This window comes from Halomonas sp. SIMBA_159, assembly GCF_046536035.1.
In the GTDB taxonomy this organism is placed as follows: Bacteria; Pseudomonadota; Gammaproteobacteria; order Pseudomonadales; family Halomonadaceae; genus Vreelandella; species Vreelandella venusta_A.
In genome coordinates this window covers 1-24,554 of the sequence record NZ_JAWJBT010000025.1, presented here as the reverse complement: position 1 = coordinate 24,554, position 24,554 = coordinate 1, and the positions used below count along the sequence as shown (strand labels likewise).

Here is a 24,554-nt window from a genome sequence, read left to right as displayed (position 1 = left end):
AATGAGTTATACCACGTTTAATGCCAATCAAGTCGATGCCACCACAGAGCCGATGTTTCTGGGTCAAGAGGTCAATCTGGCGCGATACGACAAGACAAAATACCGCTTCCTCGACAAAGCCACTGACCAGCAGTTCGCACAATTCTGGCGACCGGAAGAGATTGACCTGAGTCGTGACAAAGTAGAGTTTTGGGGGAAATTGACAGAAGACCAGCGCTACATCTTTCTGGCTAACCTGAAGTATCAATCACTGCTGGACTCGGTGCAGGCCCGCGCACCTATGCTTGCCTTTGGCCCGCTGATTTCCATTCCTGAGCTTGAGACGTTCACGGTGGTTTGGCCCGCCTTTGAGGTGATTCACTCAAAGAGCTACACCCATATCATCCGCAACGTGTTCCCTGACCCTGGCGCAATCTTTGACTCTATCGTGCTAGACGAGAACATCATCAACCGCGCTCAGGCTTTGACCCGCGCTTATGATGAGTTGATCGAGCTTGGCATGATCTACTCGGTGTATGGCTATGGGTATCATGTGGTCCCGTCACGCAATGAGCGCGTGATGATCACACCCAGTCTGATGCGTCGAGCGATTATCAAGGCACTGGCAGCCGTAAATGCACTGGAAGGCGTTCGGTTCTACGTGTCTTTCCTCTGCTCATTTGCTTTCACCGAGAAGCTGAACGTTATGGCGGGCAACTCCAAGATCATCCGGCTGATTGCCCGAGACGAAGCGCTTCACCGCAAGGCCATTGGTGACACTCTGAAAGCCATTGCCTCTGGCAAAGAGGGTGACGAGTGGAAGGCGGATTTTGAGGCTGTTCTGCCAGACCTTCAGCAAATTTTCACCGAGTGCTTTGAGCAGGAAGTGGCCTGGGCGCAGCATCTTTTCGACGAAGGCCGCAGCATCCCTGGCTTGAACGCCTCTATTCTGGAGGACTGTCTGAAGGTCTTTACCTTCCAAACGATGGCCGGAGCCGGTATTGCCCCTGTTTGCGAGATGCCTAACCCCCACCCTGCCCCCTGGGTGAACAAGTATCTCTACAGTGGAAACGTCCAGGTGGCCCCGCAGGAGTCCGAAATCACCTCCTATTTGATTGGCCGCGTTCTGCCTGAGCTTAATTTGGAAGAATTGTCAGCCGTTAGGCTCGACATCCAAGTATAAGTAACGGCATACTTACTATCAGAGGGCGAGGCCGCTAGCTTCGCCCTTTTTTCTGGATATGAAGCCTACTCTCAGTGCGTGATAATTAGTAAGTCATCACTGACTTTTTAACCTAATGAGGCATATGAATGTCGCTCACCAAACCTCAACTAGAAGCCATATTTGTCCAGTCGATGATGATGGTCAAAGAGTTCCATGAAGTTTTTGGTCACCCTGTAGGCTTAAAAGCCTCAAGCTCTCTCTCTGAAACGCGAGCAGTTGAGCGAGGGGCTTACCTATTTGAAGAGCTTCAGGAGGGCCTGACGGCTGCTATTGGCAAACAGAAAGTCAAAGTCGTCGACGCTTTTGCGGATGCCGTCTACTTTACCTGCGGAAACCTGATTGAGTGCGGGTTCCCTCCGCACAAAGCCAACGAAATTCTGTTCAATCTTGTAGGAGATAATGAATCAGCGCTGCTCTCCTTCGCGAACATGAAAGAGGAGTCCGAGGGGTATGGCTGGAGCCGTTACGCTCGGAACGTGTTTGTAGGCTCACTATCTGAGGTGTCTACTCAGCTACTTGAGCATTTAGGCGGTGCGGATCAAGAGGCTGACATCCCTGTTGAGAATTTCAGCGTTGAGATGGCCTTCGCCTTCCTGTCCATTATGAGCGAATGCTTAGAGGTCGACCCGCTAGCCGTAATGGTCGAAGTTCACCGTTCCAACATGAGTAAACTCTTACCGGCTGAGCTACCGGATGAAGACGCTTGTCGATTCTTTATGGCTGCTAACGGCTGCCCCCTCCCCGCCATTGAGCTGAAGTTTGAGCGTCTGGATGATGGCCGCTGGATTGCCAAGAATATCAGCACCAACAAGGTCGTAAAAAACCCACTCTACAGCGAGGCGGATCTGGCCTCACTGGTGGCTTAAATTCACGCATAGAGCGCCTTCAGTGCGCTCTATACAGTAAGTAATAGATTACTTATTAGGAGCGCGCTGATGATATGGCTCGTCGATTTAATCAAAGGGCTACTGGCTATGTCTTTGATTGCTTTTGCCACCGCTGACCTAACCCCGCTTTTTGCAACGCTGGGTTTCTGAGTCAACGACTTACTCAACAATGGGATTGGAAGATGACCAAAAATGTAGTTGATGACATCTATTTGCTCACCGCTGAGCAGATTGTCGATCTAGGCGTTAAGAAAGACGACCGGACAAAAACCGGCACGATCAGTCTGTTTGCGCAGCAGATGGCTTTTGATTTGACCGGTGGCAAGCTGCCTCTCCTAACGACTAAGAAACTTCACCTGACCTCAATCATTCATGAGCTGATCTGGTTCCTACGAGGCGAGAGCAACATCGCTTACCTCAAAGAGCACGGCGTGCGTATTTGGGATGAATGGGCTGATGAAAATGGCGACCTGGGGCCGGTATACGGCGTTCAGTGGCGTAAGTGGGACGACACCCGCGTCATTCAAGATAGCGAATTGGCCAAATACAAAGAACGCGGCTTTGAAGTGATCTTTGGTGATGGGTATGCAGGCATGGTGGCAGTTAGCCGTAAGATCGACCAGATCGCCGACCTACTCCATCAGCTTCGCACGAATCCCGACTCTCGCCGGTTGATTCTGACAGCCTGGAACCCCTCTGTTGTCGAAGAGCAAGCATTGCCGCCCTGCCATTCGTTTGTGCAGTTTTACACCCGCGAGCTGAGCTTCAAGGAGCGATCTGACATTGCCCGTGAGCGGGTGCTGTTGAAAGTTGAGAATAACGCCGAGCTTGATGACTCTGAGTATGTCTTGGCGAAGTCCGGCCATCTTGAAAATATCGACGACACCATCCCAGAAGAGCTACTAGAGGGCGTCGTTCCGGCTACCCGAGGAATTAGCTGTCACCTGTATCAACGCTCAGGCGACTTCTTCCTGGGTGTGCCCTTCAACATCGCCAGCTACTCGCTACTAACGCACTTGCTGGCCAAGTGTGTGGGTATGGAGCCTTTAGAGTTCGTTCATACCATTGGCGACGCTCATCTTTACTCCAATCACCTCGACCAGATCTATGAGCAGATGTTACGCGAGGGCGTGGATTGCACCCCCATCGTGACACTGCTTGGCGAATACAAAGATCCGGCTGAATTCAACTACTACGACATCAATATCTACGGCTATGAATCAGAGGCCGTTATTAAAGCACCTGTGGCTGTATAGAAATCGAGCGCGAAGTGTGCAACTTCGCGCTATTTCCCCTCCTTTTCAATCCAGATAATGACACTTCACACACATGGAGTGCAGCACATGCAACCACAAATAAAGCTCAATCCCAGCGATCTTCTACTTCAAGCCAAAGCAAAAGACCTGCGGGAACACTACTCAGAGGCGTTAAAGAGCGGCTACTGGCCTGGGGTCAATGGCGACCATTACACCCTGTTGGAATACATGGATAGCTTGTCGGCTAAGTCAGCGATCCACGCTGTCCACCGTGACGAAGTTGAGGCATTGAAGTTAAACCCCGACCTCAAATTCCAATGGCTAAACGCCCTAAACCTGATTAGTAAGGGTTAAATCGTGAACACAAATACCTCATGGGGTGCGCTTGGCTTTTTAACCTCACCCAAAAAAGAAGCCTCAACTAAAGGTGAACCAACCATAGGTTTGAGTCTTCAGGATCGCTTATCAAAAGCCAAAGAGCTTCCGAAAACTTCCGAGGGTTATCGAAAAGCCGCAGACCTACGGGTCTGGCTGTCCAGCTCGAAAAAAGGTGGCGTCATGCCGCTTGAGAAAATGGACGTGGCTTATATGGTCAACACTCTCAAGATGATCTCCGAGAATCGCCATTCGGTGATCAAGAAGAACGATGACGCGGCTCTTCGTTGGGTGTCGCTGCTTGAGAAGGAGATTGAAAAAGCCAGCAAAGAGCGCGGAGATAGCAAATGAGCGAGGTAAATTACACCTGCCGTGTCAAGCAGGTCACCCAGCTTGCCATTTCTCGTCACGGCGGCACAACGTATGTGACTGTCGACACTTTCAAAGGCAACAGTGAAAGTCTAGTGAATGGCGGCACGATTCAGATTAGCGGAGACTTTGGCCCCTGGTCACACACCTGGACTCATGTTGGCGACGGATCGTTCATCGACTTTCTCGGCAAGCTCAATTTCGATTACGCCATGAACAAGCTATTGGGTTGCGATGACCTTTACGTATTTGATGCAGAACAGACAATAAATGGCATTCGCAAAACGGTGCTTGAGCGCCGCCGTGAGGATGAGCTGACCGCTGAGCAAGCGCGTGAATACTGGGATGAGCTGGCCAATATCGACGCGACCACTGAGAGAGAGTTCTTCGACTCCCTGAATGACATCTCTTGGTATGGAGGGCGTGGCGACTTTGTGAGCCTTACGAGTGCGCTTTACGACGACGATATTTCTCAGATGCCAATACTCACCTCACCGAAGGGCAATACGCTCTACTTCTGGGAAAACGTATGGCCCATTGTGCTGGTTGAGCTTCGCAAGGTGTTTGATGCCAAGGAGTTGGCTGCATGATTTACAAACTTAACCTCCCTCATAACCGAAGCGCTCACATTGCCACTTGTGACGGTGTGGTTGTCGAATCCACTTGGTCAATGAAGTGGGCCATTGGCAAAGACATTAGTGACGTTATTAGCTGGGTAGAAAGACACTCTGGCATTTTCATTGAGATCACCGACATTAAGTGTCGTTTGGTTGTTGAGGTGGCCGCATGAACAGCTACCAACACCTAGCAGATCGTCGGCCGCAATTTATCACTGTCTTCTGTGACGCCTCACACTGCCCCAAAACACTCGCTGGAGGCTGGGCAGTTTGGATGAAGCACGGAGTTCCCGCCATCACTCAGCGCCTCTCTGGGGCGCTGTTTAGCGTCAAGGACAGCCATTTTGCCGAGATTGTCGCGCTTGAGAAAGCGCTGGACTACATCGAGACCAGCCTGGACGTTACCAATCAGATCGTGGTGATCGAGTCGGATTGCCAGGGGGCGATGAAGTCCATCGAGAAGCGCGCAGAGGCGTTGAAGATGCGGGGAGCTAAGCATGTGAAGCTAAAGTGGGTAAAAGGTCACCAGGGGGTCAAGTGCGCAAGGTCATCGGTCAACACTTGGTGTGATAAAGAGGCCAAACGACACATGCGCCTCACGCGAGACCGGATTATTCGGCAGTCGAATAGCTGCTCAACCATCTATGGGCCTTCTGAGGTGGCGTCATGAAGGATCGCTCACCTGAGAACATAGCGAACACGTTGGCCCACGTAGAGCAACTGATTACCCATCAACTAAAAACCATCGAAACCCTTGAAAAGTTGAAGACGTCTCTACGGATTGCGCTGGTTTGGCCCGAAGCGTGGCAGTCGAGCAAAGATGTAAAGGTGCATGACTACTTTGAGTATCACTCGATCCACCCCATCGGAAAAAGTCGACCGGCCACCGAGGAGTTGCGGGTAAAGCTCTATCAGCGACTTCGGCATCGCAATGACGCCTTTGGTCAATTGGTTGGGGGAGAAAAGCGGCGTCAACTGACAGCTCTTGAGCTGGCTTTCATACGCGGTCATCTGGACACGTTCACGTAAAAACAACCCTCTATGCCACTTGGGCAGTTTCACGATGTAACAAAACTACCCTTTTCTGATTTATTAAACGCCTTACCCTTTCACCTTACCTGTCAACGAATGGATGAAAATCATGAACTTGGTAGAACGCGCAGCTCTCTTTGCAAAAGCCGCACACATGGCCATCGATCAGAGGCGTAAATATACCTTTGAGCCTTATCACACTCACCCCTATCGCGTCGCCGACATGGTTCGAGAGCATGGCGGAACCGATACGATGATTGCCGCCGCATATCTCCACGATGTCGTTGAAGACACGAGCATCGGTCTGTCGGCTATTCAGAAAGAGTTCGGCCTTGAAGTTGCGACTCTGGTTGATTGGCTGAGCGATATGCAAACGCCGGCCGACGGCAATCGTGCGACTCGAAAGCAAATAGAGTGCGAGCGGCTGAGCCACGCTCCATATGAGGCCAAGACCATTAAGTTGGCCGACCTCATCGACAACACAAAAACGATTGTCGACCATGACCTGGATTTTGCGACGATTTACCTGCAAGAAAAGGCGCACTTACTCAAGGTTCTGGAGGGTGGCCATGCTGATCTCTGGGTAGAAGCCAATCAACTATGCCATTCGGGCATGGAAAAGGTGAAGGTCGAGAAGGAAATGCGTCGGGAAAGAACGTATCGCGTCTACATCAATGGCAACAGAAAAGAGACGGTATATTCGGAAAAAGAAGCCTGGGGAGTTATCGACAAGCAGCCAATGGGTGTTGGATACGAAGTGCGTGATGCCGATGACAAAATCAGGCGTGAATTTTTGACTCACTGACCTCTGCGGGGCTAGATAGCCCCGCTTTTTAACTTGCGATACTGACTATCCGACACACTGCTCTCACTGAGAGGAATACCGTCATGAAAGAAGCGCTTTTTAGCCTATCAACGCAAACCAAGCAGCCCAAAAACGAGGTTTTTTACCGTTGCGAGCGGCCTTCAGGGGTCAACTTTGGCATTAGCGACGACGGCATGATCATTTCCGGCCTCGCCCTCGTCCATTACGTGTCGACCGAATTTGATTTCGTCGACGAAGACGTTTCAAATTTAGGCGCTGAAGCCTCATTTATTATCCCTGACGCGCTTGTAGAGGGTGGCGTTTATCGGGCGACGATGACCAACCTAAGCCGAGATTGGGAGACGGGTCATGTTGAGGATTGGTCTGTGCAGTTTGACCTAGTGACCGATCCCGCAGAGCTTGAGCGAATTGAGACTTTGAGAGCGAGCATGGCCGCCGAATACTCCGAACCCGAGGAGGTGGCTTCGTTCATTTCCAATCCTGAGTCAGAGACTATTGCCAGAGCAGATGCCGACGAGGTTTATGCGGGTTCTATTTCGTCGTTGACTTCCAAGTAGTCGATGGGATTGGGTGCAGGAGCGTAATGGACGCGCCAACCCTTCAGCGCTAGACTTAGCTAACAACTTAGCTAACAAGGAGTCAGGCATGGACGTCAACGTTCATGATGCCAAGTCCCAACTGTCCAAGCTGATAGAGCGAGCGCTGGCCGGTGAAGATGTCGTCATCGCTCGACGCGGTAAGCCGATGGTTAGGCTGGTTCCGGTGGAGCAAAAGTCCACTGTATCCGATCTATTCGGCTGTATGAGAGGCGAAATTGATTACATCGAGGGGTGGGATGCCCCGCTAGATAACGAAGCTCTAGCGGCATTTTGCGAGGATAACTTGGGATGAAGCTGCTGCTCGACACCAACATCATTATCTGGCTCCTGGCGGGCGATGAGCGAATCAACGCTGGCGTGCGAACACTTCTCGATCAAGCCGATGAGGTTCGCTATAGCGCCGTTTCTCTCTGGGAAATCGCTATCAAGGCAGGCAATGGAAAGCTGAATCTCAAAGCCTCTACTGTGATGGGGCGCTTGGAGGGCACCTTTGTTAAGCCTCTGGCAGTGCTGCCCCAACACACCCTGCCAGTCCAACACATGCCCAGGCATCACGCAGATCCCTTCGACCGACTTTTGATTGCTCAGGCCACCGTAGAAAGCTTCACTTTGATAACAGGCGACAGAGAGCTGCAACGATATGATGCGTCCGGCAACGTGATAAAGTTAATTTACGGCTTGTAGATTAAGTAACCGATTACTTATACTTGAAAAGCAAAGGGGCCTCGCGCCCCTTTTTGATAGCTGCAATACTGCGCTGATTACGATGATCTGGAGACTGTCATGGCTGCCTGTGAAAAACACACCCAATCCCCTTACGTGGGCTATAGCCAATGCCCTGGCTGCGAATGCGAGCGACTTGTCGCAGAGAAAGAAGCTCTCTGGGAAACGCTGCTCAAGATCGGCGACGCACTGGACATCGACTACGAAGAGGCGCGTAAGGAGGATGGTAAGCCCTCTGACGTCTACATTCGGCACATCAAAGCGCTTGAAGCCACGATTGAGCAGCTTGAGGCGCAAGTAGAACAACTGGGAGAAATGACCGGAAATGACTGATCTGGATAAAACATTGGCACTGGACATTAAAGCTGCTGGGATCCCGGCAGCTCTTTGCCATACGGCAGCGTTCAAAGTGGAGGCTCCGAGTGAGCTTGTGATCAGCCTCAATGGCCCTATTGGTCGGTTATTCGAGAAAGATGGCAAACTCCACTTTGAGGGCGACCTTCACGAATCGGCTTCTGTCTTTTTTGACTACCTTTGCAAGAGCTTCTGGATCGACATCGAGAAGCTGCGCCAAGAGGCCGCCCGCGCTCAAGCCAATGAGAAAGAGGCGCTTAGGCAGCTAGCGTCATGCCGCGCTTTTGATTGACCAAAATAGTAAGTAATAGCTTACTGACTACCTGAGCAAAACTGACGATAATCTTCCTACACACAAACGCAATGGAGCACTGAAATGGTTGACGTATTTATGATTCATCGCGCCAGTGGCGCAGCAGATCAGAAGGTTCGCTTTGAGCTGATGAAAGCTAAAGCGCTGAACGCCACACTCTCTGCCAAGCTGAATGAGCTTGAAGGGGTTCATGATCGGTTGGTCAGTGACTATTTGGATGACGCTGCGGTGATGCGCGCTACCAAAGCTGAAAACGACCAGCTTAAACAGCAGCTTTCTCGCCTGAAGGGTATCGAGCGAGCGGTATCGGAAGACATCGCACCCACTATGGTCATGGCCTTCCTAACCGTCTCCAAGCTAAACGCGGATATTAAGCGCTGGTCAGAAGCGACAACATCCGGCGTCCCCTCCATGCCGATTGACCCGCACATGAAGCAAGCCTTCAAGATGCTTCATAACGAGCTGTGCAAGCACATCAAGGGCTTTGATGAAGAAACTGGCAGCGTGGTGGAGCTGAGCGAATGAACACGATCAAGCCTGAGAATTTGGGTATCCGTCTCTACTCCGGTGACTTTTTCATGGGCAATCGCAAGGCAGATCTAGGACGCCCTGCGCCCTCCTCTGTCACGAAGTTGCGCAAAGAAATCAAAGTGACCGCGCTAAGCACGAAGCGATTTGCTGACAAGCCCGAATCCTTCAAAGAGATGGTCGAGGAGCGTGAAAAGCGTATCGAAGCCCTTCTCGACCGTCGCGGCTTATTGAATTGATTTTGGCCTGATTAGTAAGTAACAAGTTACTGAGGGTAATATGAAAATTATCGCTATCGCTCTGGCAGGTTTGAACTGGGAGATTGGTCAGCATAACGACCTTATCTGGCGTATCTCTGAGGACATGAAGCTGTTTCGCAAGGTCACTGAGGGCAATCCGATTGTGATGGGTCGTCGAACCTTCCAGTCGCTTCCTGGCTTGTTGCCCAACCGGAGACATTTCGTGCTAACGCGCAACCCTGACACCTTCTTTGATCAAGCAGTTGAGGTTCGCGAGAGCCTGAGTGACGTGATTAAGGAGTGTGTCGGCTGCTACGTAGGTCAACTCTGCGTGATTGGAGGTGGCGACGTCTATCGTCAGGTGATCGAGGGTGGATTGGCCCACAAGGTCATCTTGACGCGTGTCAACGAGTCGGCCGATGAGGCCGACACCTTCTTTCCCAACATGGATCGCCAGTCGTCTTATTCCGAAGTGTCCGTAGAGCGACTGACCGACTCTGCCAACGTTCACACCTACCTTCGCAACGACCTTTTCTGAGAGTAAATCATGAATCGATTTGGTATTTCCGGTGCACACAAATCTGGCAAGACGACCCTGGCCAAGCATGTTGCTTCTAAGTGGCGCATGAAATACGTGGATATGCGCTTGTCTGAGGTGCTGCGTGCCTTTGGGGCCAGCCCTAACGAAATCATGCCCTTTGCAGATCGCCTAAACATTCAGCAGAACATGGTCAAGCACTGCATCAACTTGCTTGATGAGGCTGATACCAACTACATCACTGACCGGACGTTCATCGATGTGGCGGCCTACACCCTGAGCTACATGCCTCACGCCGTATCCGACATCGAGAGCGAAACGGTGAAGTTGATCATCAACCAGTGTTATCAGGCGCAGTCTGCCTTTTTTGACAAGCTGATCGTGGTGGGCAACGGCTTCGAGCCTCCAAAAGCTCCCGATGCTCACGAAAAGGCAGCTTACTCATGGGCCTGGAATTTCCAGCTCCAAGCAATCATCAAAGGCTTGGTGTTGAACGGAAATATGAAATGCCCGGTGAGTTTCATCGGCGATCAAATCAGCGGGTTGGCAGCTCGCAACGACAAAATCGACACCATCATTGCCGAAGCTCAGCGCGATGCTGCGTTGGAACGGCTCATTCACTGAGGTCGTCATGAAAATTTTCCAAGCACACTTTGGTAAACGAAGAAATCGCGTCGTTATCGATGGTCGAGAGTTCACCGGAAGCTCTATAGGCATCACTGATGATGGATCCGTGTATGTCGATGGTGTCGAGGTGAATGGGAAGCTCTTAGGGCCGGTTAGCGTCACGGTTCATGGCGATGTTGATCATATCGAGTCGATGAGCGGCGATGTGGAAGTCTTTGGGTCAGTTAGAAACCTATCGACTAAAAGCGGCGATGTGGACTGTGGCGATGTTGCCGGAAATGTCTCGACAATCTCGGGCGATGTGGACTGTGGCGGCGTTGGCGGAAATGTCTCCACGGTGTCAGGCGATGTATCTGCGGGGTGAAGAACCCCGCTTCAAACTCTTTGAAAATGCTCTCAGAGACTTACAGGAGAGCGGTAATGATTGAAGACCTCCCGACCAAAGAAGAAGAGCTAGAAAGAAAGGCGATGGACGAGCTGAGTCGAATACTAAACCTCTATGACATCGGCCGAATCACTCACCGAGAAATGAACCTCATGCTCGACACCCTTTGGGAGTGCATGGCTGGACTGACCAGCGAAGAGTGGCGCGAATTCATTCAAGAGGCACGTCGCCTGGGGGATGACCGAGTGCCTTTTGAATATCACGCACTTCGGAAGCACCCCTATACCTTAATTTCACTGCATCGCAGCGACGAAAGCCTATCTGTGATTATGCGCACATCAACCGGCGACATTAAGCGAGTGCGGCGAATTGATCTGTCCGACAAGGTGCTTCCGGCTAAGTTGGCGCGTGATCGTATGAAAGCGACCATCAAAGAAATAACCAACGGAGGCTTTAAGCCTCTACTCAGCCTCTATGAGACAGGAGCAATTGACCATGCCGACAGTGCTCGGATTTGACCTTGAGACCACAGGTCTTTCCGCTGAGAACGGTCATCGAATTATCGAGTTTGCGGGTATTGTCCATGACCTTCACACGGGCAAAGCGCTGGGCAAGTATGAACAGCGGATCGACCCGAAGCGCAGCATCGACCCGAAGGCTCAGGCTGTTCATAAAATCACGCTTGAAGACTTGCGAGGTAAGCCAGTATGGGCCGACATTGCCCCCAAAATCGTTAAGCTCTTTGGCCGTGTCGACTTGGTGGTCGCCCATAACGGCATCGGGTTTGACCTCCCCTTCCTTTTGGTAGAAATGGATCGGGTCGGACTGGAGCTGCCGGACGTTCAAATCTGCGACACCATGCTCAGTTGTAAATGGGCGACTCCAGATGGCAAAGCCCCCAGCCTTAGAGAGCTAGCGAACTCCTTGGGCTTTGAGTATGACCTTGAACGAGCACACTCGGCGCTTTACGACGTGGCGCTGATGATGAAGTGCTTCTTTAAGGCTCGTAAGGACTACCCTGGCTTTCTTCTTACGCCTTTTGATAAGTAACCGGTGACTTATGAAAAAATCGAAATGCCTAAGCTATCGTATCTTTCCTGACGACGTGCCAAGCAATTTCGCGGTGTCTGCGAAGAGCTATTTAGCTCTCATTTTTTGGCTGCCGTTAGGTGGCATTTTTGCAATCAAAAACGGTCTGTCGGCTCTCAAGAATGAGATACAGAGAGATCCCGACCTTACCGAAATGGAGGCGTTTGCAATGCGCCTCTCCATCGTGACTTTTGGGCCTTTCATGTTGCTCGGAATCGTTTGGGATGCTCTGAAGGAGGCTGTAAAAGGTCGACTCATGTGTGCCGGAATCGAAGAGTTTGAGCCTTAAAAAAGATGCAAAAATCGTCAAACATGCCGCTATCTGTTGCGTAAAATCATAAATGTAAGCAGACAAACACACGCAGTGAACAACCACTAGGAGTTTTATCATGGCAAACGCAACTGTCCAGATCAGCGAAATCGATGCCATCTTCAGCGAAGTGGATGCCTTGGATGCTTTGGATGAGCTGGATTTTGAAACCGAAGAGAGCGCGCCTGTTGTCGAGGAAGAGGAGATTTTGGAGGCCGCACAAGAAGAGCTGACCGCCGAGGAGATTGATGAGGCTGAGGCTGAGGCTGAGGCTGAGGAAGTCACCGAAGAAGCCGAAAGCGAAGTTGAGGTTTCTATTGATGAGGTGGAAAAAGAACTCAAGACCGCAGAGCGGGAAGCGCGTCTTGAGCAGGCCGCTCTTTCAGAGGAGGAAGCAGAAGCCAATAAGATGAGCATTGGCAAAGAGGCTACTAAAAAGCTGACAAAGCGCCCCTCAGTGGCCGCCAGTGCTTCAAAAGAGGCTATCAATGTGGCTGACGTGCTGGATGCCAAAGTAGCGGCCAGTGACGCCCATTGGGGCTTTATAGCGGCGGAAGAGGCAGAGGTGACAAAGGCCAGAATCCTGGCCGCTTGCGATACGATTCCAAAGAAGACCCGAGAGAAAGTGGTCAACTTGATGGATTGGTGGGTTCGCGGCCACTCGCTTTCAGTTTACACGTCTATCGCGTTTAGCCTGCTGGTCGAAGAAGGTGTTATTTCCTCCGCCTCTCTTCGCAACCGCTATCTCAGCAACCCAGGCAAGAGCTACACAATGGGCACTGCAAACGCGCAAACCGGTCAGGTCATGAAACTGCTCTCGGTTTTTGAACTGATCAACGCCGATGGCAGGCTAATGTCGGATCACCCCATGATTGAGCGCTTTATTGATCTCAAGAAGGCAGCTTAACTCTGAGGCTGGGGCCAACCGCCCCGCCTCTCGAAATGATCTTGAGGGGTCATTCCGAAAGGCGAAAGCCTGATGACAACAGCGAGTGGGCTGTGTGTGTGCGGGGCATCTACATGATGCCCCATTTTTACGGCTATGAGGTGCGTATGAGCGGTATAAGTTATCCAAACCGAGTGGACATTGGCAGTGGCAAAGTGCCCTTTCGCTTCGATCACACTGCCGAGCAAAGAGACTCTTTTCGATATGAAGCGGGCATGTGGACGTTGGTTGATAAGGCATGGACCAAGGCGCTGGCTAGCGAGCTGACCGGAAAGAAGTGCCTTGAGGTATTTGCAGGGCGAGGTTGGTTGACTCAAGCGCTGCGAGATCACGGCGTTGATGTGACCTCCACTAGCCGTTTCAGCTCTCATGACGGCAGCAATGCTGGGCTTGTTGCCGACGTCATCGATATGAGCGCTATTCAGGCAGTTCAGGGCTTTAACTTTGAGGTTTTGATCATGGGGTGGCCACCGGCCGGAGAGGAAGCTACCCGTGCCGTCATTGAGGCTATCCGTTGCGGTCGGCAGTTTAAGATCGTATTTATCGGCGAGCCATACTCGACACACCCTGGTCGGCTGTCTGGCACCGCCTCGGACAGCTTTTTCGAGATTACCGAGCTAGAGAAAGAGCTGACCGACTACCGTCTTGCGCGAGGAAAGCAGGGAATTGACGTCTGTCATATCCTGCGAGTGAAGCAGAACAGTTTTTGATGCTGGGAAACGCTCAGATTTGCTCTCAGAGACGTTTCCCAGATTAAGACTAGCGCTGATATTGCTCTCAACTAAAAGCGCTTAGAACGCAAAAATGGACATTTCAGCCAACAATAGTAAGTAAGCGATTACTAACATTAAAGGTATACATTGTGACCGACATTGATCAGTTGTTTGTTAGGCGACCAAGAGCTATTCGTGTTTCGCCCTTCACCGCTGAAAAAGCCGATTACGTGATGCAGAGTGACGGGCGAAAGCCGATCTACTTCATCCACACCCGAGAGGGTCGCCGACACATAAGCGAAGATATACTCATCGCCGAGAAGTCTGACAGCTACCGGCATCCGATGGATGCTAAGGTTCTTCAGCGCGAATACGTGAGTCTCCTGGCTTACGACAGCGCCTTTGTGGTCGAGCTAAAAAGCCAACTTGCCGAGCAGCTTCGTGAGATTGCTCATGGCAACGATCCCGTGGCCGCCATACTCGCTCTTGCTAATGCGCTTTCGGGAAAAGACACAAGAGGCTCCATTCACGCCGAACATGAAGAATGCGTCTGAAACGCCTATTGATCGCCATACTAAGTCGTTGCTACCCCTGACATCTTCACTTATTATTCACTCCATCGAACGTCTTTCGTTTGATAACTCCGATGCGGCTCACATGAGCCGCTTTTTTTTGCTCTGTGCTATGGTAAGTAACCAATTACTTACTATAAGATAAGCCGTGCCTTTCCAACTCACAGAGAAATTCTCAATGAACCAAGAAAACCAAGTCTTCCGCGTGACCATGACCGGCGTCGTGCAAGCATCCAACCCGATTGAAGCCGCGCATCTGTTCGCTCAATCCGTCGGCCAACCTGGCTTCGACAAATTCCAGGTAGCCGATAGCGAAGGTCAACAGAATGTCGTGGACATGGGCCTGCTGTTTAAAATGGGCATCCTGAAGGTTCAGGAGCCGGAAGCCGTTGAGACTGCTGAAGACGCGCAAGCGACGGCCGAAGAAGTCGCCGAAGAAGTCTAATCTTCGTCAACAAGAACCCCTCCAGGCGAGGGGTTTTTTATGGGTGCAGTGAGCGCCTGTCCTGTGTGATTCATCATTCACTTACACACACAAACGCAGGATAAAACGATGAATATCAACCGCATAACTCTCGACCTGTCTATCCACCCCTCTTCAGGCGGTAACAACACGGTTCACATTCCTCGCGTCGGCGCGGTGCACTTTCGCCACACCTTCGATCATATCGAGGTCTTTGAAGACGAGCGCAGCGGCATCCTGCACGCTTTTGCTCATTCGCCCAGAGAGCGCTGCATCAAAATCATGACCTTTGCCCCGAACGAGTCGCGCTCTTACGGTGAATTCAGCGTGGAGTGCGGGCTATATGACCGGTTTGTCAGTGAATACGAACACCTGAATGGCCTTAGTGTGCACCGGATGCAGTCGATCATTTGGGTGATGGGACAGATGGCCAGCGCTGAACGCCAGCATCAAGCGGAGGAAGCCGCATGACTCTTCAAGCGACCAACCCTGGAAAATGGTTGAAGACGTTTTTTGAGGAGAAGGATCTGGAAAACCAGATTTATGAGGCAGAGGTGAATGGGAACATTCACTTGATAGATACCGAGACTGTGATTGGGCTGATCCAAAAGGCTAAAGATCATGAAAAAGTAACCATCATGAACATGCTCAGCCATATCGACTTTCAAGGCGGGGATATTCATCACTTCTTAAAGCATCTGGCTTTTTGCTACGCTCGCCAGTGCTACGCTCGCTGGGAAAACTAGACCGTCTGTTCCCAAAAAAATAAGCCTCCGAGGGTTGGAGGCTTGTTGGTTTAGAGACTGGGTTTAGGGTCATGGCGAAACCCTACCGCAAGATCAAAATACCAACAAGTCTCCTAGTAAGTCAACGCTTACTTACTGTCTTTGCCCAAAATAAGCCCGGAGGTAGTGATCTGAGGTCGCTCCTTAACCTCCGATGCTATGCTCCAGGCAAAGACTTCACTGAAACGAGACTGCTGCCGTTCGAGAGTTTCGGCCTCTCTACTACCACAACTGGCCTCTTCCCTAAGTATAAGCATGATGCGTAACAAAAACCAAGCAACAGAGCTTGTGGCAGATGAAAGGAGCCATCAGAATAAGTAAGTGCTGACTACCTTTTAGAATTGATTCACGATGCGTGTGTAGCTCAAACACAAGGGACCATCATGCCTAGAAGAAAAAAGCATAAGCACGAACCTAATTCTGCGGTCATCAAGAACAGCGTTTATGCGGTTAAAGGTGCCAAGAACACCAACCCGCCTAAGAAGGCGATGTTTAAGTCAAATGCGAAGCAGACAAAGCAGGCCCGTGTAGCCATCGAAAATGCGCAGAGGATGGCAAAAATTGAGGCATACGCCAAAGAGCACAAAATCACCGTAACCCAAGCAATGATTCACTTCATGTAACCAGGACAATCGTCATGTTAATTACGATCTATGGCAGAGAAAACTGCCCCTTCTGCACCAAAGCAAAAGAGCTGGCCGAATCTATCGAGACGGCAGAGACCATTTATATCGATCTCGCACGGCACGGAATGACTAAAGCGGATCTGCAAAAGACCGTTGGTAAGCCGGTTGAGACGGTCCCTCAGATATTCGTCGAAGGCATTCATGTCGGGGGATTCACCGAGTTTGAGGCCAAGATGAAAGCCGAGAACGTTGTCCATGATTGAAGCCAATGACATTGCCCTCTGCGTCTTCCATGACGAACGTCACGAAGACTGTCTTCGCCATAGTGGTCAAGCGCCTTGCATGACGCAAAGTGAATCTGACCTGGCTTCTCAATTAGCCATCGCTCAGCAACAACTCTTTGACGCCCGTGCTGATGAACGTCAAGCCATGCAGTATCTACAGCAAGCCCGACAAGCAGCAGGCCACATCGGAGATTTCCCAACCATGATCGAAGCCATCAATCACATGAAAAAGACCGCAGAATTGGCGGAGAAGTTTGCAAAGTCCAAAGGTCGATTTCACTCTCAGCAAGCCATGTGTGATTTGCTCGATCACCTCGGAATGAAATGCGTGCGGCCAGAAAAGTCGATCCGGTCATGACCGATTTCTTCGACCATTACCCGCAACACGTTCTTGATCGTCTTCGTCGAGAGAATGAGGCTAATCAGCAGGCTCGTGTTGACAGAGGTGAGGTTCTTTATGAGGGCTGCGTCAATGACCCAGGGCCAAACCTGAGACCCTGCCGTTGCCCTTACTGTGATCCGGTGTTGCCAGAGATTATCGTGTCTGAAGACTTCGACTTGGATGCCATTGCCAACTTCGACTCAGATGGCGATGGCGATGATTTCGACCCGACCAGTGACGAAGCCTATCAGCAGGACGTAAACGATTCGCTCTACCCATGACGTCAATAAAAGGAGGCATTTCGCCTCTTATACTAAGGCTGAAAAATGTGACGTTTCGAGGCCAAGTATAAGAACGAATGTGACGTTTCATTTTGACCTCATCAATCGCGCTGAAACCCCCATGACACGGGGGTTTTCTTTTGCGTAATCAACCTCAAAACAGGCAAAAACCACGTCAACGTAACGTCAACTTTTTGAGCGATTTTTTCAGACTTATACCAAGCGCGAAAAATGCGTTCTGAGACGTTTCCCGATCCGAGACATACGCTGACTAGCATCTAGCTGGGAAACGTCTCTCAGAGGAAATTTGACAGCTTCCCGACGCACTCAAGCATCCAACGCAAGGATCAGGAAATCGCACACACCCCGATCATGCTCAGGAGCGCTCAGAGAGACGATGAGACAGGCAGAAGGCTCGGCGGCCGCCCGCTCACTCCGACCAATTTCCCTTACTTGTATTATTACTAATTACTTCGGAATAGGTATTTATATAGAGGGAATGAGGCATTCAATACAAAAACTCTGCCTCAGTGATCTCGGAGGTTAGGCAGACGCCGCAGCTCCAATTTTCCAACCAAATTTTTGCCTACAAGTAATACAAGACCTTCGGAGAGGATATTTATATAGAGGGAGTGAGGCATTCAATACAAAAACTCAGCCTCACTGAAATCCTCGGAACAGAGGGTTTCCCCCTTCGCAGGCTCAGGGAAAGCAGACCAGCCAAGACACGGTCTCTTCAGACTCAGGCTACCGCGTGTCCCAGGCTGTTCCGCTGACCTCCAGAATTCCGCCGAACACCACAAAACAAGGTCTGATTTTCACAAGGCTCAGGCACTCCGGCTTATTTTTCCCGAACACCACAAAAACAAGACCACTTTTTCCAAGGCTCATCGGATCAGGCTCAACCTCCTCAGAGAGAAACGAAATCCCCGGAGAGCAAATCAACACGACCAGAACCAAAGAATCAGCCTCGGAGAGAGAAACCTGATGCCAGAGAGAAAGAAACAAGCCTCGGAGAGACCACTCTATGAGAGAGCCGTGTAAGAGACAGCCTGATCAGGAAAGCCAGATCACTCACCGGAGAGAAGAATTGGTGTCGTGTAGGAGGTAGAGCCTTGTGAGAATTGCCAGTAGGTAGAGACCGTGTGGTAAAGATTGGAATAGTGGTGGGAAAAGCGGAGGGATGGAAATTTGGCGGGAGTGCCGCCTCTGCCATCGCCACGCCCTCACACCGAACCTTGGCTGCCCTCACCTCGGGAAAGGCTTTGCCTACATCCGTCTACCAAGCCAAGGGACTTCGGGAAAGGCTCTGCCTACATTTTTCGAGAGAGCCAAGGCGCTGCGGCCCTGCCGACCTACCGCTGCCTCATCACCGTGGGATCGGGAAAGGCTTTGCCTACATTCACCTGGAGCTGCCGTGGGGTCTGCCTAGATGCCTGCCTAATGACCGAGGGATTGGGAAAGGCTTTGCCTACATGAAGCGGTGGCCACCAAGGTATCTGCCAAGGCAACGGGATCACCGGAGTCGCCAAGATCCATCAACCAAGGCACTGAGAAAGCCGCACGGTTTCCTGTTACCGAGGCTCAGCCAAGGCAGTCACCACGGCACTTGCTGAGAGGCGAAAACCGAGGGGTCTCGGGGTAGGCGGAGTTTTTGTATTGAATGCCTCATTCCCTCTATATATAACCCTATTCCGAAGGTATTTAGTTCTTATAACAGTAGAAATAATTGGCGGAGAAATCGCCTCAGAGAGAAAGGGAAAATCGGGCCGCGCCGCCCTCACCTACTGGCTCAGGTCAATCTGAGCGCCAAGGTGCTGAAGATACATATCCGCCTTGAACCACAGCTCTTCACGAAATCCTCGGTATTGAGCCTCGGTCATCATGTCACCAAGGCTCTCAGGGAATTCGCCTCTCCAGATGGCCACGGCTTCTGCCACTGACAAACTCCGGCTCACCCGTAACCGTGCACCTTTGGCTTTCACGAACAGCCGTGGCCCACGCTCTGGATGGCTGGTCATGTAAATTTCGATCTCGGCGAGGTCGTTTGGCATCGGCGCACCCGTTGGATTATCGTAGATTATCCACCGCTGATATTTGGAGTGCTCCCCTGCTCTCTTGCAGAGAAACTACATGGAGTGTTGAACAGCAGGAGCCTAACAGGATGCTTATGTCACAATTTTCTACCGATTTCGACCCGACGACTCTCGATCAAGAATCCATCGAGCAGATGGCATGGCTGATGGGTGTCGACCTTGAAGCACTCAGAGCCAAAGAAGCCGAGCGCGCTCGACTGCACGAGATCGCCTGGAAGCGCAAAGACGATCCGAACTGGGAAACCTCAAAGGCCTTTCACCGCTACGAAGAGGTCTTCTCTCACAACGGAAAACAGGTCTTCTACAACGACTGGCACGATGTCTACGCGATCTTCGGACTCAAACGTGGGATGAAAGACGTCAAAACGCTCGATGAAGCGATTCGGTTGGTTTATAACGACTAGCGTTTTGACAACTTAACTTAACCGAGAAAGTAAAATTGAAAGACAAGATCGAACAAGCGCTGATGTCGAAAGGCTGGCTCAGACTATGGATGGTAGGCAGTGCGATTTGGGTTCTTTACTGCTCTTATGACTTTTATCAATTTGTCCAGGCTTGGTCTTACTCACCAGCTTACATATACAGAAACTTCTTAATGATCACCGCTGGGATTCCTTTGGTGGCCTATCTTTCTGGAATCATCGGACGCTGGGTTATTCGCGGTTTCATTAACTAACCATGTCAGGAGTCGCTGGATACTCTGATCCGTGACTCCATCTCCCTGCACACTCCCTCGCCAGAGCACCAAATTTGCTCACCAAGGCGTTTTCTTTCCTTGAGCGCTACGTCGGTATTGGTCGACTGCTATTGCGGCTTAAAACGAAAAATAGATCGGTTTTAAGCATCCACAAGGGAGGGTCGCATTTGCCCTCCCTACACATTTCACTCACCTCTAAGACGGCGTCGAATAGCGGGATTGTCTGCCAGGAACTCATCAAGACTGTAGCCCACACCCTCGGCTATTTTCCGATAGTAACCTGTCAGAATCTCTGTTGCCTGTGGTTCAGGGGTTTGCGCAAGCACCATGGCAAACTCCAGCGCGCTGTTGTAACCCCTCGCATCGGCCTCGGCCTGTAGCGCCCCATGAATGCTCATTCTCCTGGCGGCCAGAATCTGCTCAACCTCCTCTTCCTCAAGACCAGGAATAATCTGAAATTCTCGCTCAGCCTGCACTTGGAGCTGAGGATTGGCTTTCAAGAGAATATCAGCGCCTTGGCGAATGATGTCGTTTTGGATGCTGGTAGATTGGTTCATGTGCGTCTCGATTAAGTGAGGTGACGACCTACGCTACTATGGCTGGCCAGAATTTATAAAACGCAAACTACCACGGTCTTCAGGCTTCCAGGCTCCCGAAACAAACAGTCTTTTTCTTCCAGGCTACGTGAGTGCCTTAGTAAGTCATCGCATACTTACTTCAGGAACAACATCACGTTTACCTATGACACGTATGGAGCCTCGAATGACCGTCTTTAACCTTCATCTCAACGCATCGACTGTCGGTAATCCGCTAAGACTACCCGAGATCATGCAACTGGATCTTCGTAACGCCGATGATGAGCTGATCAGCGGTGTGACTGTCGTCGTCGGAACGGCGTCGCTAACGGTTACGCTGCAAGACATCAAGGACGCCAGTCTTGTGCCTCACTGCAAAGGGATGATTCATCTGACGACTGCCGTTATGACCACGCTAATGACCAACTTTAAGGAAGACCACAGCCTGATTCATGACGTGTTTATCTGCGAGACGACCGGAGAGACGAAAGCGCTACCACTATCACTATGACCGTCTAACCAAGACAGGAGCGCTCCCCGTGGGCGCTTTTGTTGGTGCACTTGGAGCCTTGGTGGTTTGGGAAAGGCTCTACCTACATTTGAATACGCCGAGCCAAGGGTTTTTGGGAAAGGCTCTACCTACATTTTTGCCGACCGTGCCAAGGCATAGCGGTTGAGGGTCTATGGCGGCTGCGGTTAAGACGTAGCCTCGGTTGCGGACAGCCTCATTTACATTTGCGGTTAAACCTTATTAACGGATGCGGTTAAACCTCACCCTTATTTGCGGTTAAACCTCACCCTTATTAACTTGCCTCACGAGTTCAAAGTGCCGTCAATAAAAACAATCGTTGAAAAAACTTTTTATAGCTTTAACGATAAAAAGCATTGACGCCTTTTGTCTTTGTGATAATCGCACGCGCTTTTCCTTATTGCGCAGCGCTAGAAATTTTTTTAAAAAAGAGTGAAAAAAGTGCTTGCGTGACGCGTCACGCTGTCTTAATATTCTCACATCGACAGCGGAAACGTCGATACTAGCGGAAACAAGCTAGTTGCTCTTTAACAAAATAAATAAGTAAGCGCTTACTTCGCTTTACAACGAAAAACTCTATCTATTTAATCGGAGCTTTAAAAATGAAAGACTTAATCAAGATCGCAAAAACTGTTATCGCCTCTGCTAATCCTAAAAAAGAAGCGCTAGACAGCAACGCTAAGCAATTAGCAGAAAAATTCTCTACTTTAAAAGTAGAAAGCAAAAATCCAGAAATTAAGCAACTGAAAGAAACCATCTTTAACGCTGCTACTCTGCGTTTAGATAACTACAACTTTAAGAAAGAAAAGCAGGAGATTGAATACACTGATTTAACAGTGGAAGTTACGCACGCTAAATACAACGCTAGTCTATTGGAGTTAGACACTAAAACAATGCAATACACGCTAAAGCGTAGCATTGATTTAGCTAGCGCAGTGAATCAAAGTCGTGAATACAAAAAGCGTCTTAAATCCATGCTTACAGCGTGCGCGCATCGTGACGCAAGCAAGCTAGACAAAGCGCTACTTGCACTGCAACAAGCGCTTAAAGCGAAGGAGTATAGCGAATTAAGCGTTGAACAAATTCAAAAAATAATGGAGCATTCGACAGCGACGCAAGCTAACTACTTTAAAAAGTTTGCACACGAATTAGGAGTCGTTACAGCGTCACGCTCCAATGCAATTCCGATGATAATCAATAAAGATAACGATGTTTATAAAGACTTCGTTTCTCTATAAATAAAAACGCGCTACTCTTCGGATTAGCGCTTTTATTATTGGAGCGCTGAGCATGTTAAAGTTTAAGATAGTGAATAGCGTTTTAATGTTAAGCAATAACGCTTTAACAGTAGAAATAAACGAAAACAAAAACACAATAACTTATATAACAAACGATAATCGCTTTATAGAATCGCTTTATATAAATCGCTTATCCTCCTTATATCGTGCGTTAGACTTGCTAACGCTAAGTGAGAATAAATCACAACAAGACGTAAACGACTTATTAGCGCGTCATGTATCGCACGTTGAAAGTATCGCACAGCAAGCAAGCTAGAACGCGTTAGAACAGCGTTCTAAGCGACGACAGCGCTTAGCTAGTATGAACGCATAGCTAAGCGCTTAAACGCTCTTAAACGCGCTATTTGATAACCACAGCGCAAAGCGAGCGCAGATGATAGCTTCCCTCAAATAAGAAAAGTCTTAGAAATTTGAGCAAGTGCTGTGGGCATAGCCGCCTATTCGCCGAGCGTTCGGAAAAGTCCCCTTATACCAGGCCAGAAGCTGGCAATTCTCAACCTTATAGCAAGATATCAACCATTCTTCCTCGCCATTATCAAGGCTTCTTTGACCTCCCTAGATCTATCACCTTTCCTTCCCATAGTCATATGATCGTGATCTATCTCCTCAAACCATATTGTGTAGTCAACCATTTCCAAGTTGGCGATATCGATAATATCTTGCACACCTAACATGCCCGTATTCGAGTAGCTAAGTATTAGGTCACTACCACTTTTAGCAACCCCGCTTAAAAGCTGAGAAAAAGCTGAGCGCACTTGAGTTTTTATACAGAAAGGGCTTTGATGACGGTCTTCACGATATCGACCTTTAACAAGCTTTCCGTTCTTAATCTGCAATGTCGGATAATCGTATTTAACAATAGTTTCTATTGCATGATAAAACCTAGAGTAATGGACAAATGCATAAGGTGGATCCGCATAGACTATGCTTGGTTCAAGATCGGAAAGAACATCCCTATAATCCTTACAAAGAATTTCGTGACCTAACTCTACAACGTTACTTTTGTTCCAAATTGCGAGTGCATTTAATTTTCTTGAAAACAAGTTCGGCACAGATGCTTGGCGATATTTATTAATATCATGCATAGAGGATTCTGATTTGGCATCACGATACTGTGCGTAGTGGCCGGTCCCTTGACTTGAATACGCCATAGCATGCATCAGACAAGTCAAACCAAGATTGTAGTCTGTCTCAGTTATATCATTAGCTTTATAAGCCACGTCTAGAGCTTGCTTGATTGAATCAATCCATAAACATTGCTCAGCACTCCACCAAGTGCCAGAATAATTTTTAGTGAACAAATGATATGAAAACTCGAAACTCTTATCAATTAGGCTTTGATTTTTAGCTTCAATTTTCAGAAACTCATCAAGAGCAACAACCTTTGGGTATTTCAAGTCATTAGACAAATGTGAACTATTCTTGTCAAAGTAACTCTGTGCGAGACTTAATATTAAATCAGAGCTAATATTGCTAACTTTCTTAAGATAGCAAGATGAAATAACAGCGGAGTAGCTTTGGATATCATTTGAGATAATTTTCTCAGAACCGCCAAAACCACCAGAAATAGCACAAGCTCCTGAAAACAAATCAACGATAGGTTTACCAGGAACATGTAGCTTCGAGATCGCACTGGAAATAAAGGGCAATAACTGCGCTTTAGAACCCATATATTTAATTACTTGAGGATAGGCTCTAAAAGCAAACTTTTTATCCGAATTAATTTCGTTTAAATTAAAACCAGCATTTAATTCCAAATTCCCAAGTTCAGGCTGCTTAACCTCAGTCATAACCCCTCCGATTGCCACACTTCATACAAATTATGGTGGGCAAAATTGGCAATTGCAGCAAAATATGATAAAGATCCATCCGCACACACAGTAAGGGAGCAGGTCTGATGACAGATCATTTGGAAAATAGTTTACATCAACGCTACGAAGTTTTTCAATGGAAACATCCTGAATCGCCCCGGGTATTCTAGACACCCGTTAGGCTCTTAAAGTAACGCCTTTCATACTCAACCGGTGACAAGTTAT

General features: G+C 49.5%; 40 protein-coding genes. 36 read left to right on the top strand and 4 right to left on the bottom strand.

From position 1 onward, the window contains the following. The first annotated feature begins 1 nt into the window (after nt 1). From nrdB to R0J87_RS15525, 33 genes are all read left to right on the top strand, one after another. The gene (nrdB, locus tag R0J87_RS15685; RefSeq protein ID WP_498887320.1) at nt 2–1,162 is read left to right on the top strand and encodes a class Ia ribonucleoside-diphosphate reductase subunit beta; all 1,161 of its coding nucleotides are present in this window, start codon (nt 2–4) and stop codon (nt 1,160–1,162) included. Between the two features lie 128 nt (nt 1,163–1,290). Further along, nucleotides 1,291–2,070 (top strand): pyrophosphohydrolase domain-containing protein, encoded by a 780-nt coding sequence (locus R0J87_RS15680; RefSeq protein WP_498887319.1) that lies wholly within the window; start codon nt 1,291–1,293, stop codon nt 2,068–2,070. 203 nt (nt 2,071–2,273) lie between these two features. Further along, complete coding sequence (thyA, locus tag R0J87_RS15675) at nt 2,274–3,347, top strand: thymidylate synthase (protein WP_498887317.1); 1,074 nt, start codon at nt 2,274–2,276, stop codon at nt 3,345–3,347. An 87-nt stretch (nt 3,348–3,434) separates the two neighbouring features. Beyond that, nucleotides 3,435–3,701 carry a hypothetical protein gene (locus R0J87_RS15670; RefSeq protein WP_498887315.1) on the top strand — a complete coding sequence of 89 codons (267 nt, stop codon included), beginning with the start codon at nt 3,435–3,437 and terminating at the stop codon, nt 3,699–3,701. 3 nt (nt 3,702–3,704) lie between these two features. Next, nucleotides 3,705–4,073: a hypothetical protein gene (locus R0J87_RS15665; RefSeq protein WP_498887314.1), complete on the top strand. Its 369-nt coding sequence runs from the start codon at nt 3,705–3,707 to the stop codon at nt 4,071–4,073. Further along, nucleotides 4,070–4,681 (top strand): phiTE_072 family protein, encoded by a 612-nt coding sequence (locus R0J87_RS15660; RefSeq protein WP_498887313.1) that lies wholly within the window; start codon nt 4,070–4,072, stop codon nt 4,679–4,681. Before R0J87_RS15665 ends, R0J87_RS15660 begins: the two co-directional genes overlap by 4 nt. Beyond that, entirely contained in the window at nt 4,678–4,881 is a 204-nt protein-coding gene (locus R0J87_RS15655) for a hypothetical protein (protein ID WP_498887312.1), read from the top strand. The genes R0J87_RS15660 and R0J87_RS15655 overlap by 4 nt, the downstream gene beginning before the upstream one ends. After that, the gene (locus R0J87_RS15650) at nt 4,878–5,378 is read left to right on the top strand and encodes a ribonuclease HI (protein ID WP_498887310.1); all 501 of its coding nucleotides are present in this window, start codon (nt 4,878–4,880) and stop codon (nt 5,376–5,378) included. The genes R0J87_RS15655 and R0J87_RS15650 overlap by 4 nt, the downstream gene beginning before the upstream one ends. After that, entirely contained in the window at nt 5,375–5,737 is a 363-nt protein-coding gene (locus R0J87_RS15645; protein ID WP_498887308.1) for a hypothetical protein, read from the top strand. Before R0J87_RS15650 ends, R0J87_RS15645 begins: the two co-directional genes overlap by 4 nt. A 112-nt stretch (nt 5,738–5,849) precedes the next feature. Further along, nucleotides 5,850–6,545, top strand: a complete 696-nt coding sequence (locus R0J87_RS15640; RefSeq protein ID WP_498887306.1) for an HD domain-containing protein — start codon at nt 5,850–5,852, stop codon at nt 6,543–6,545. Nucleotides 6,546–6,628: 83 nt separating this feature from the next. Then, entirely contained in the window at nt 6,629–7,123 is a 495-nt protein-coding gene (locus tag R0J87_RS15635) for a hypothetical protein (protein WP_498887305.1), read from the top strand. An 88-nt stretch (nt 7,124–7,211) separates the two neighbouring features. After that, on the top strand, nt 7,212–7,457 hold the full coding sequence (locus tag R0J87_RS15630) for a type II toxin-antitoxin system Phd/YefM family antitoxin (protein ID WP_498887303.1): 246 nt from the start codon (nt 7,212–7,214) through the stop codon (nt 7,455–7,457). Then, nucleotides 7,454–7,849 carry a type II toxin-antitoxin system VapC family toxin gene (locus R0J87_RS15625; protein ID WP_498887301.1) on the top strand — a complete coding sequence of 132 codons (396 nt, stop codon included), beginning with the start codon at nt 7,454–7,456 and terminating at the stop codon, nt 7,847–7,849. The genes R0J87_RS15630 and R0J87_RS15625 overlap by 4 nt, the downstream gene beginning before the upstream one ends. 99 nt (nt 7,850–7,948) lie before the next feature. After that, complete coding sequence (locus tag R0J87_RS15620; protein ID WP_498887300.1) at nt 7,949–8,221, top strand: hypothetical protein; 273 nt, start codon at nt 7,949–7,951, stop codon at nt 8,219–8,221. Beyond that, nucleotides 8,214–8,534 carry a hypothetical protein gene (locus tag R0J87_RS15615; RefSeq protein WP_339118930.1) on the top strand — a complete coding sequence of 107 codons (321 nt, stop codon included), beginning with the start codon at nt 8,214–8,216 and terminating at the stop codon, nt 8,532–8,534. Before R0J87_RS15620 ends, R0J87_RS15615 begins: the two co-directional genes overlap by 8 nt. A gap of 84 nt (nt 8,535–8,618) precedes the next feature. Beyond that, nucleotides 8,619–9,080, top strand: a complete 462-nt coding sequence (locus tag R0J87_RS15610; protein ID WP_498887298.1) for a hypothetical protein — start codon at nt 8,619–8,621, stop codon at nt 9,078–9,080. Then, nucleotides 9,077–9,322 carry a hypothetical protein gene (locus tag R0J87_RS15605; protein ID WP_498887296.1) on the top strand — a complete coding sequence of 82 codons (246 nt, stop codon included), beginning with the start codon at nt 9,077–9,079 and terminating at the stop codon, nt 9,320–9,322. The genes R0J87_RS15610 and R0J87_RS15605 overlap by 4 nt, the downstream gene beginning before the upstream one ends. 40 nt (nt 9,323–9,362) lie before the next feature. Beyond that, nucleotides 9,363–9,860, top strand: coding sequence for a dihydrofolate reductase (locus tag R0J87_RS15600; protein WP_498887294.1), 498 nt, complete (start codon nt 9,363–9,365; stop codon nt 9,858–9,860). Between the two features lie 9 nt (nt 9,861–9,869). Further along, a complete protein-coding gene (locus R0J87_RS15595; RefSeq protein WP_498887292.1) occupies nt 9,870–10,484 on the top strand; it encodes an AAA family ATPase in 615 nt (204 codons plus the stop codon). Between the two features lie 7 nt (nt 10,485–10,491). Beyond that, a complete protein-coding gene (locus tag R0J87_RS15590) occupies nt 10,492–10,851 on the top strand; it encodes a hypothetical protein (RefSeq protein ID WP_498887291.1) in 360 nt (119 codons plus the stop codon). Between the two features lie 56 nt (nt 10,852–10,907). Continuing rightward, the gene (locus R0J87_RS15585; protein WP_498887289.1) at nt 10,908–11,390 is read left to right on the top strand and encodes a hypothetical protein; all 483 of its coding nucleotides are present in this window, start codon (nt 10,908–10,910) and stop codon (nt 11,388–11,390) included. Continuing rightward, entirely contained in the window at nt 11,368–11,922 is a 555-nt protein-coding gene (locus R0J87_RS15580; protein WP_498887287.1) for a 3'-5' exonuclease, read from the top strand. The genes R0J87_RS15585 and R0J87_RS15580 overlap by 23 nt, the downstream gene beginning before the upstream one ends. Before the next feature lie 10 nt (nt 11,923–11,932). After that, on the top strand, nt 11,933–12,250 hold the full coding sequence (locus tag R0J87_RS15575; protein WP_498887286.1) for a hypothetical protein: 318 nt from the start codon (nt 11,933–11,935) through the stop codon (nt 12,248–12,250). Between the two features lie 100 nt (nt 12,251–12,350). Continuing rightward, the gene (locus tag R0J87_RS15570; RefSeq protein WP_498887284.1) at nt 12,351–13,178 is read left to right on the top strand and encodes a hypothetical protein; all 828 of its coding nucleotides are present in this window, start codon (nt 12,351–12,353) and stop codon (nt 13,176–13,178) included. A 146-nt stretch (nt 13,179–13,324) separates the two neighbouring features. Continuing rightward, entirely contained in the window at nt 13,325–13,927 is a 603-nt protein-coding gene (locus R0J87_RS15565) for a hypothetical protein (protein ID WP_498887283.1), read from the top strand. Between the two features lie 152 nt (nt 13,928–14,079). Further along, nucleotides 14,080–14,484, top strand: coding sequence for a hypothetical protein (locus R0J87_RS15560; protein ID WP_498887282.1), 405 nt, complete (start codon nt 14,080–14,082; stop codon nt 14,482–14,484). Nucleotides 14,485–14,680: 196 nt separating this feature from the next. After that, on the top strand, nt 14,681–14,947 hold the full coding sequence (locus R0J87_RS15555) for a hypothetical protein (protein ID WP_498887281.1): 267 nt from the start codon (nt 14,681–14,683) through the stop codon (nt 14,945–14,947). 108 nt (nt 14,948–15,055) lie between these two features. Further along, nucleotides 15,056–15,436 (top strand): hypothetical protein, encoded by a 381-nt coding sequence (locus R0J87_RS15550; RefSeq protein WP_498887279.1) that lies wholly within the window; start codon nt 15,056–15,058, stop codon nt 15,434–15,436. Next, entirely contained in the window at nt 15,433–15,711 is a 279-nt protein-coding gene (locus tag R0J87_RS15545) for a hypothetical protein (protein WP_498887277.1), read from the top strand. Before R0J87_RS15550 ends, R0J87_RS15545 begins: the two co-directional genes overlap by 4 nt. Before the next feature lie 422 nt (nt 15,712–16,133). Continuing rightward, nucleotides 16,134–16,373 (top strand): hypothetical protein, encoded by a 240-nt coding sequence (locus R0J87_RS15540; protein ID WP_498887276.1) that lies wholly within the window; start codon nt 16,134–16,136, stop codon nt 16,371–16,373. A gap of 14 nt (nt 16,374–16,387) precedes the next feature. Beyond that, complete coding sequence (locus tag R0J87_RS15535) at nt 16,388–16,639, top strand: GrxA family glutaredoxin (RefSeq protein WP_498887274.1); 252 nt, start codon at nt 16,388–16,390, stop codon at nt 16,637–16,639. After that, nucleotides 16,632–17,018, top strand: coding sequence for a hypothetical protein (locus R0J87_RS15530; protein WP_498887273.1), 387 nt, complete (start codon nt 16,632–16,634; stop codon nt 17,016–17,018). Before R0J87_RS15535 ends, R0J87_RS15530 begins: the two co-directional genes overlap by 8 nt. Then, the gene (locus tag R0J87_RS15525; protein WP_498887271.1) at nt 17,015–17,323 is read left to right on the top strand and encodes a hypothetical protein; all 309 of its coding nucleotides are present in this window, start codon (nt 17,015–17,017) and stop codon (nt 17,321–17,323) included. The genes R0J87_RS15530 and R0J87_RS15525 overlap by 4 nt, the downstream gene beginning before the upstream one ends. A gap of 747 nt (nt 17,324–18,070) precedes the next feature. Here R0J87_RS15525 and R0J87_RS15520 read toward each other — a convergent pair. Further along, nucleotides 18,071–18,283: a hypothetical protein gene (locus tag R0J87_RS15520; RefSeq protein ID WP_498887269.1), complete on the bottom strand. Its 213-nt coding sequence runs from the start codon at nt 18,281–18,283 to the stop codon at nt 18,071–18,073. An 824-nt stretch (nt 18,284–19,107) separates the two neighbouring features. Beyond that, complete coding sequence (locus R0J87_RS15515) at nt 19,108–19,377, bottom strand: hypothetical protein (RefSeq protein WP_498887267.1); 270 nt, start codon at nt 19,375–19,377, stop codon at nt 19,108–19,110. Nucleotides 19,378–19,493: 116 nt separating this feature from the next. Here R0J87_RS15515 and R0J87_RS15510 point away from each other — a divergent pair, with 116 nt between their 5' ends. Then, the gene (locus R0J87_RS15510) at nt 19,494–19,823 is read left to right on the top strand and encodes a hypothetical protein (RefSeq protein ID WP_498887265.1); all 330 of its coding nucleotides are present in this window, start codon (nt 19,494–19,496) and stop codon (nt 19,821–19,823) included. 478 nt (nt 19,824–20,301) lie between these two features. Here the strand turns inward: R0J87_RS15510 and R0J87_RS15505 are convergent, their stop codons facing one another. Then, nucleotides 20,302–20,673, bottom strand: a complete 372-nt coding sequence (locus tag R0J87_RS15505; RefSeq protein ID WP_498887263.1) for a hypothetical protein — start codon at nt 20,671–20,673, stop codon at nt 20,302–20,304. Between the two features lie 205 nt (nt 20,674–20,878). Here R0J87_RS15505 and R0J87_RS15500 point away from each other — a divergent pair, with 205 nt between their 5' ends. After that, nucleotides 20,879–21,202 (top strand): hypothetical protein, encoded by a 324-nt coding sequence (locus tag R0J87_RS15500; protein ID WP_498887261.1) that lies wholly within the window; start codon nt 20,879–20,881, stop codon nt 21,200–21,202. 620 nt (nt 21,203–21,822) lie between these two features. Then, complete coding sequence (locus R0J87_RS15495) at nt 21,823–22,458, top strand: hypothetical protein (protein ID WP_498887259.1); 636 nt, start codon at nt 21,823–21,825, stop codon at nt 22,456–22,458. A 572-nt stretch (nt 22,459–23,030) separates the two neighbouring features. Here R0J87_RS15495 and R0J87_RS15490 read toward each other — a convergent pair. After that, on the bottom strand, nt 23,031–24,308 hold the full coding sequence (locus R0J87_RS15490; RefSeq protein WP_498887257.1) for a DNA adenine methylase: 1,278 nt from the start codon (nt 24,306–24,308) through the stop codon (nt 23,031–23,033). Between the last annotated feature and the right edge of the window lie 246 nt (nt 24,309–24,554).

Excerpts from the sequence above, each read along its gene's own strand:
- nrdB (WP_498887320.1), top strand. The coding sequence starts at position 2 with ATGAGTTATACCACGTTTAATGCCAATCAAGTCGATGCCACCACAGAG.
- R0J87_RS15680 (WP_498887319.1), top strand. The coding sequence starts at position 1,291 with ATGTCGCTCACCAAACCTCAACTAGAAGCCATATTTGTCCAGTCGATG.
- thyA (WP_498887317.1), top strand. The coding sequence starts at position 2,274 with ATGACCAAAAATGTAGTTGATGACATCTATTTGCTCACCGCTGAGCAG.
- R0J87_RS15670 (WP_498887315.1), top strand. The coding sequence starts at position 3,435 with ATGCAACCACAAATAAAGCTCAATCCCAGCGATCTTCTACTTCAAGCC.
- R0J87_RS15660 (WP_498887313.1), top strand. The coding sequence starts at position 4,070 with ATGAGCGAGGTAAATTACACCTGCCGTGTCAAGCAGGTCACCCAGCTT.
- R0J87_RS15655 (WP_498887312.1), top strand. The coding sequence starts at position 4,678 with ATGATTTACAAACTTAACCTCCCTCATAACCGAAGCGCTCACATTGCC.
- R0J87_RS15650 (WP_498887310.1), top strand. The coding sequence starts at position 4,878 with ATGAACAGCTACCAACACCTAGCAGATCGTCGGCCGCAATTTATCACT.
- R0J87_RS15645 (WP_498887308.1), top strand. The coding sequence starts at position 5,375 with ATGAAGGATCGCTCACCTGAGAACATAGCGAACACGTTGGCCCACGTA.
- R0J87_RS15640 (WP_498887306.1), top strand. The coding sequence starts at position 5,850 with ATGAACTTGGTAGAACGCGCAGCTCTCTTTGCAAAAGCCGCACACATG.
- R0J87_RS15635 (WP_498887305.1), top strand. The coding sequence starts at position 6,629 with ATGAAAGAAGCGCTTTTTAGCCTATCAACGCAAACCAAGCAGCCCAAA.
- R0J87_RS15630 (WP_498887303.1), top strand. The coding sequence starts at position 7,212 with ATGGACGTCAACGTTCATGATGCCAAGTCCCAACTGTCCAAGCTGATA.
- R0J87_RS15625 (WP_498887301.1), top strand. The coding sequence starts at position 7,454 with ATGAAGCTGCTGCTCGACACCAACATCATTATCTGGCTCCTGGCGGGC.
- R0J87_RS15620 (WP_498887300.1), top strand. The coding sequence starts at position 7,949 with ATGGCTGCCTGTGAAAAACACACCCAATCCCCTTACGTGGGCTATAGC.
- R0J87_RS15615 (WP_339118930.1), top strand. The coding sequence starts at position 8,214 with ATGACTGATCTGGATAAAACATTGGCACTGGACATTAAAGCTGCTGGG.
- R0J87_RS15610 (WP_498887298.1), top strand. The coding sequence starts at position 8,619 with ATGGTTGACGTATTTATGATTCATCGCGCCAGTGGCGCAGCAGATCAG.
- R0J87_RS15605 (WP_498887296.1), top strand. The coding sequence starts at position 9,077 with ATGAACACGATCAAGCCTGAGAATTTGGGTATCCGTCTCTACTCCGGT.
- R0J87_RS15600 (WP_498887294.1), top strand. The coding sequence starts at position 9,363 with ATGAAAATTATCGCTATCGCTCTGGCAGGTTTGAACTGGGAGATTGGT.
- R0J87_RS15595 (WP_498887292.1), top strand. The coding sequence starts at position 9,870 with ATGAATCGATTTGGTATTTCCGGTGCACACAAATCTGGCAAGACGACC.
- R0J87_RS15590 (WP_498887291.1), top strand. The coding sequence starts at position 10,492 with ATGAAAATTTTCCAAGCACACTTTGGTAAACGAAGAAATCGCGTCGTT.
- R0J87_RS15585 (WP_498887289.1), top strand. The coding sequence starts at position 10,908 with ATGATTGAAGACCTCCCGACCAAAGAAGAAGAGCTAGAAAGAAAGGCG.
- R0J87_RS15580 (WP_498887287.1), top strand. The coding sequence starts at position 11,368 with ATGCCGACAGTGCTCGGATTTGACCTTGAGACCACAGGTCTTTCCGCT.
- R0J87_RS15575 (WP_498887286.1), top strand. The coding sequence starts at position 11,933 with ATGAAAAAATCGAAATGCCTAAGCTATCGTATCTTTCCTGACGACGTG.
- R0J87_RS15570 (WP_498887284.1), top strand. The coding sequence starts at position 12,351 with ATGGCAAACGCAACTGTCCAGATCAGCGAAATCGATGCCATCTTCAGC.
- R0J87_RS15565 (WP_498887283.1), top strand. The coding sequence starts at position 13,325 with ATGAGCGGTATAAGTTATCCAAACCGAGTGGACATTGGCAGTGGCAAA.
- R0J87_RS15555 (WP_498887281.1), top strand. The coding sequence starts at position 14,681 with ATGAACCAAGAAAACCAAGTCTTCCGCGTGACCATGACCGGCGTCGTG.
- R0J87_RS15550 (WP_498887279.1), top strand. The coding sequence starts at position 15,056 with ATGAATATCAACCGCATAACTCTCGACCTGTCTATCCACCCCTCTTCA.
- R0J87_RS15545 (WP_498887277.1), top strand. The coding sequence starts at position 15,433 with ATGACTCTTCAAGCGACCAACCCTGGAAAATGGTTGAAGACGTTTTTT.
- R0J87_RS15540 (WP_498887276.1), top strand. The coding sequence starts at position 16,134 with ATGCCTAGAAGAAAAAAGCATAAGCACGAACCTAATTCTGCGGTCATC.
- R0J87_RS15535 (WP_498887274.1), top strand. The coding sequence starts at position 16,388 with ATGTTAATTACGATCTATGGCAGAGAAAACTGCCCCTTCTGCACCAAA.
- R0J87_RS15530 (WP_498887273.1), top strand. The coding sequence starts at position 16,632 with ATGATTGAAGCCAATGACATTGCCCTCTGCGTCTTCCATGACGAACGT.
- R0J87_RS15525 (WP_498887271.1), top strand. The coding sequence starts at position 17,015 with ATGACCGATTTCTTCGACCATTACCCGCAACACGTTCTTGATCGTCTT.
- R0J87_RS15515 (WP_498887267.1), bottom strand. The coding sequence starts at position 19,377 with ATGCCAAACGACCTCGCCGAGATCGAAATTTACATGACCAGCCATCCA.
- R0J87_RS15510 (WP_498887265.1), top strand. The coding sequence starts at position 19,494 with ATGTCACAATTTTCTACCGATTTCGACCCGACGACTCTCGATCAAGAA.
- R0J87_RS15505 (WP_498887263.1), bottom strand. The coding sequence starts at position 20,673 with ATGAACCAATCTACCAGCATCCAAAACGACATCATTCGCCAAGGCGCT.
- R0J87_RS15500 (WP_498887261.1), top strand. The coding sequence starts at position 20,879 with ATGACCGTCTTTAACCTTCATCTCAACGCATCGACTGTCGGTAATCCG.
- R0J87_RS15495 (WP_498887259.1), top strand. The coding sequence starts at position 21,823 with ATGAAAGACTTAATCAAGATCGCAAAAACTGTTATCGCCTCTGCTAAT.
- R0J87_RS15490 (WP_498887257.1), bottom strand. The coding sequence starts at position 24,308 with ATGACTGAGGTTAAGCAGCCTGAACTTGGGAATTTGGAATTAAATGCT.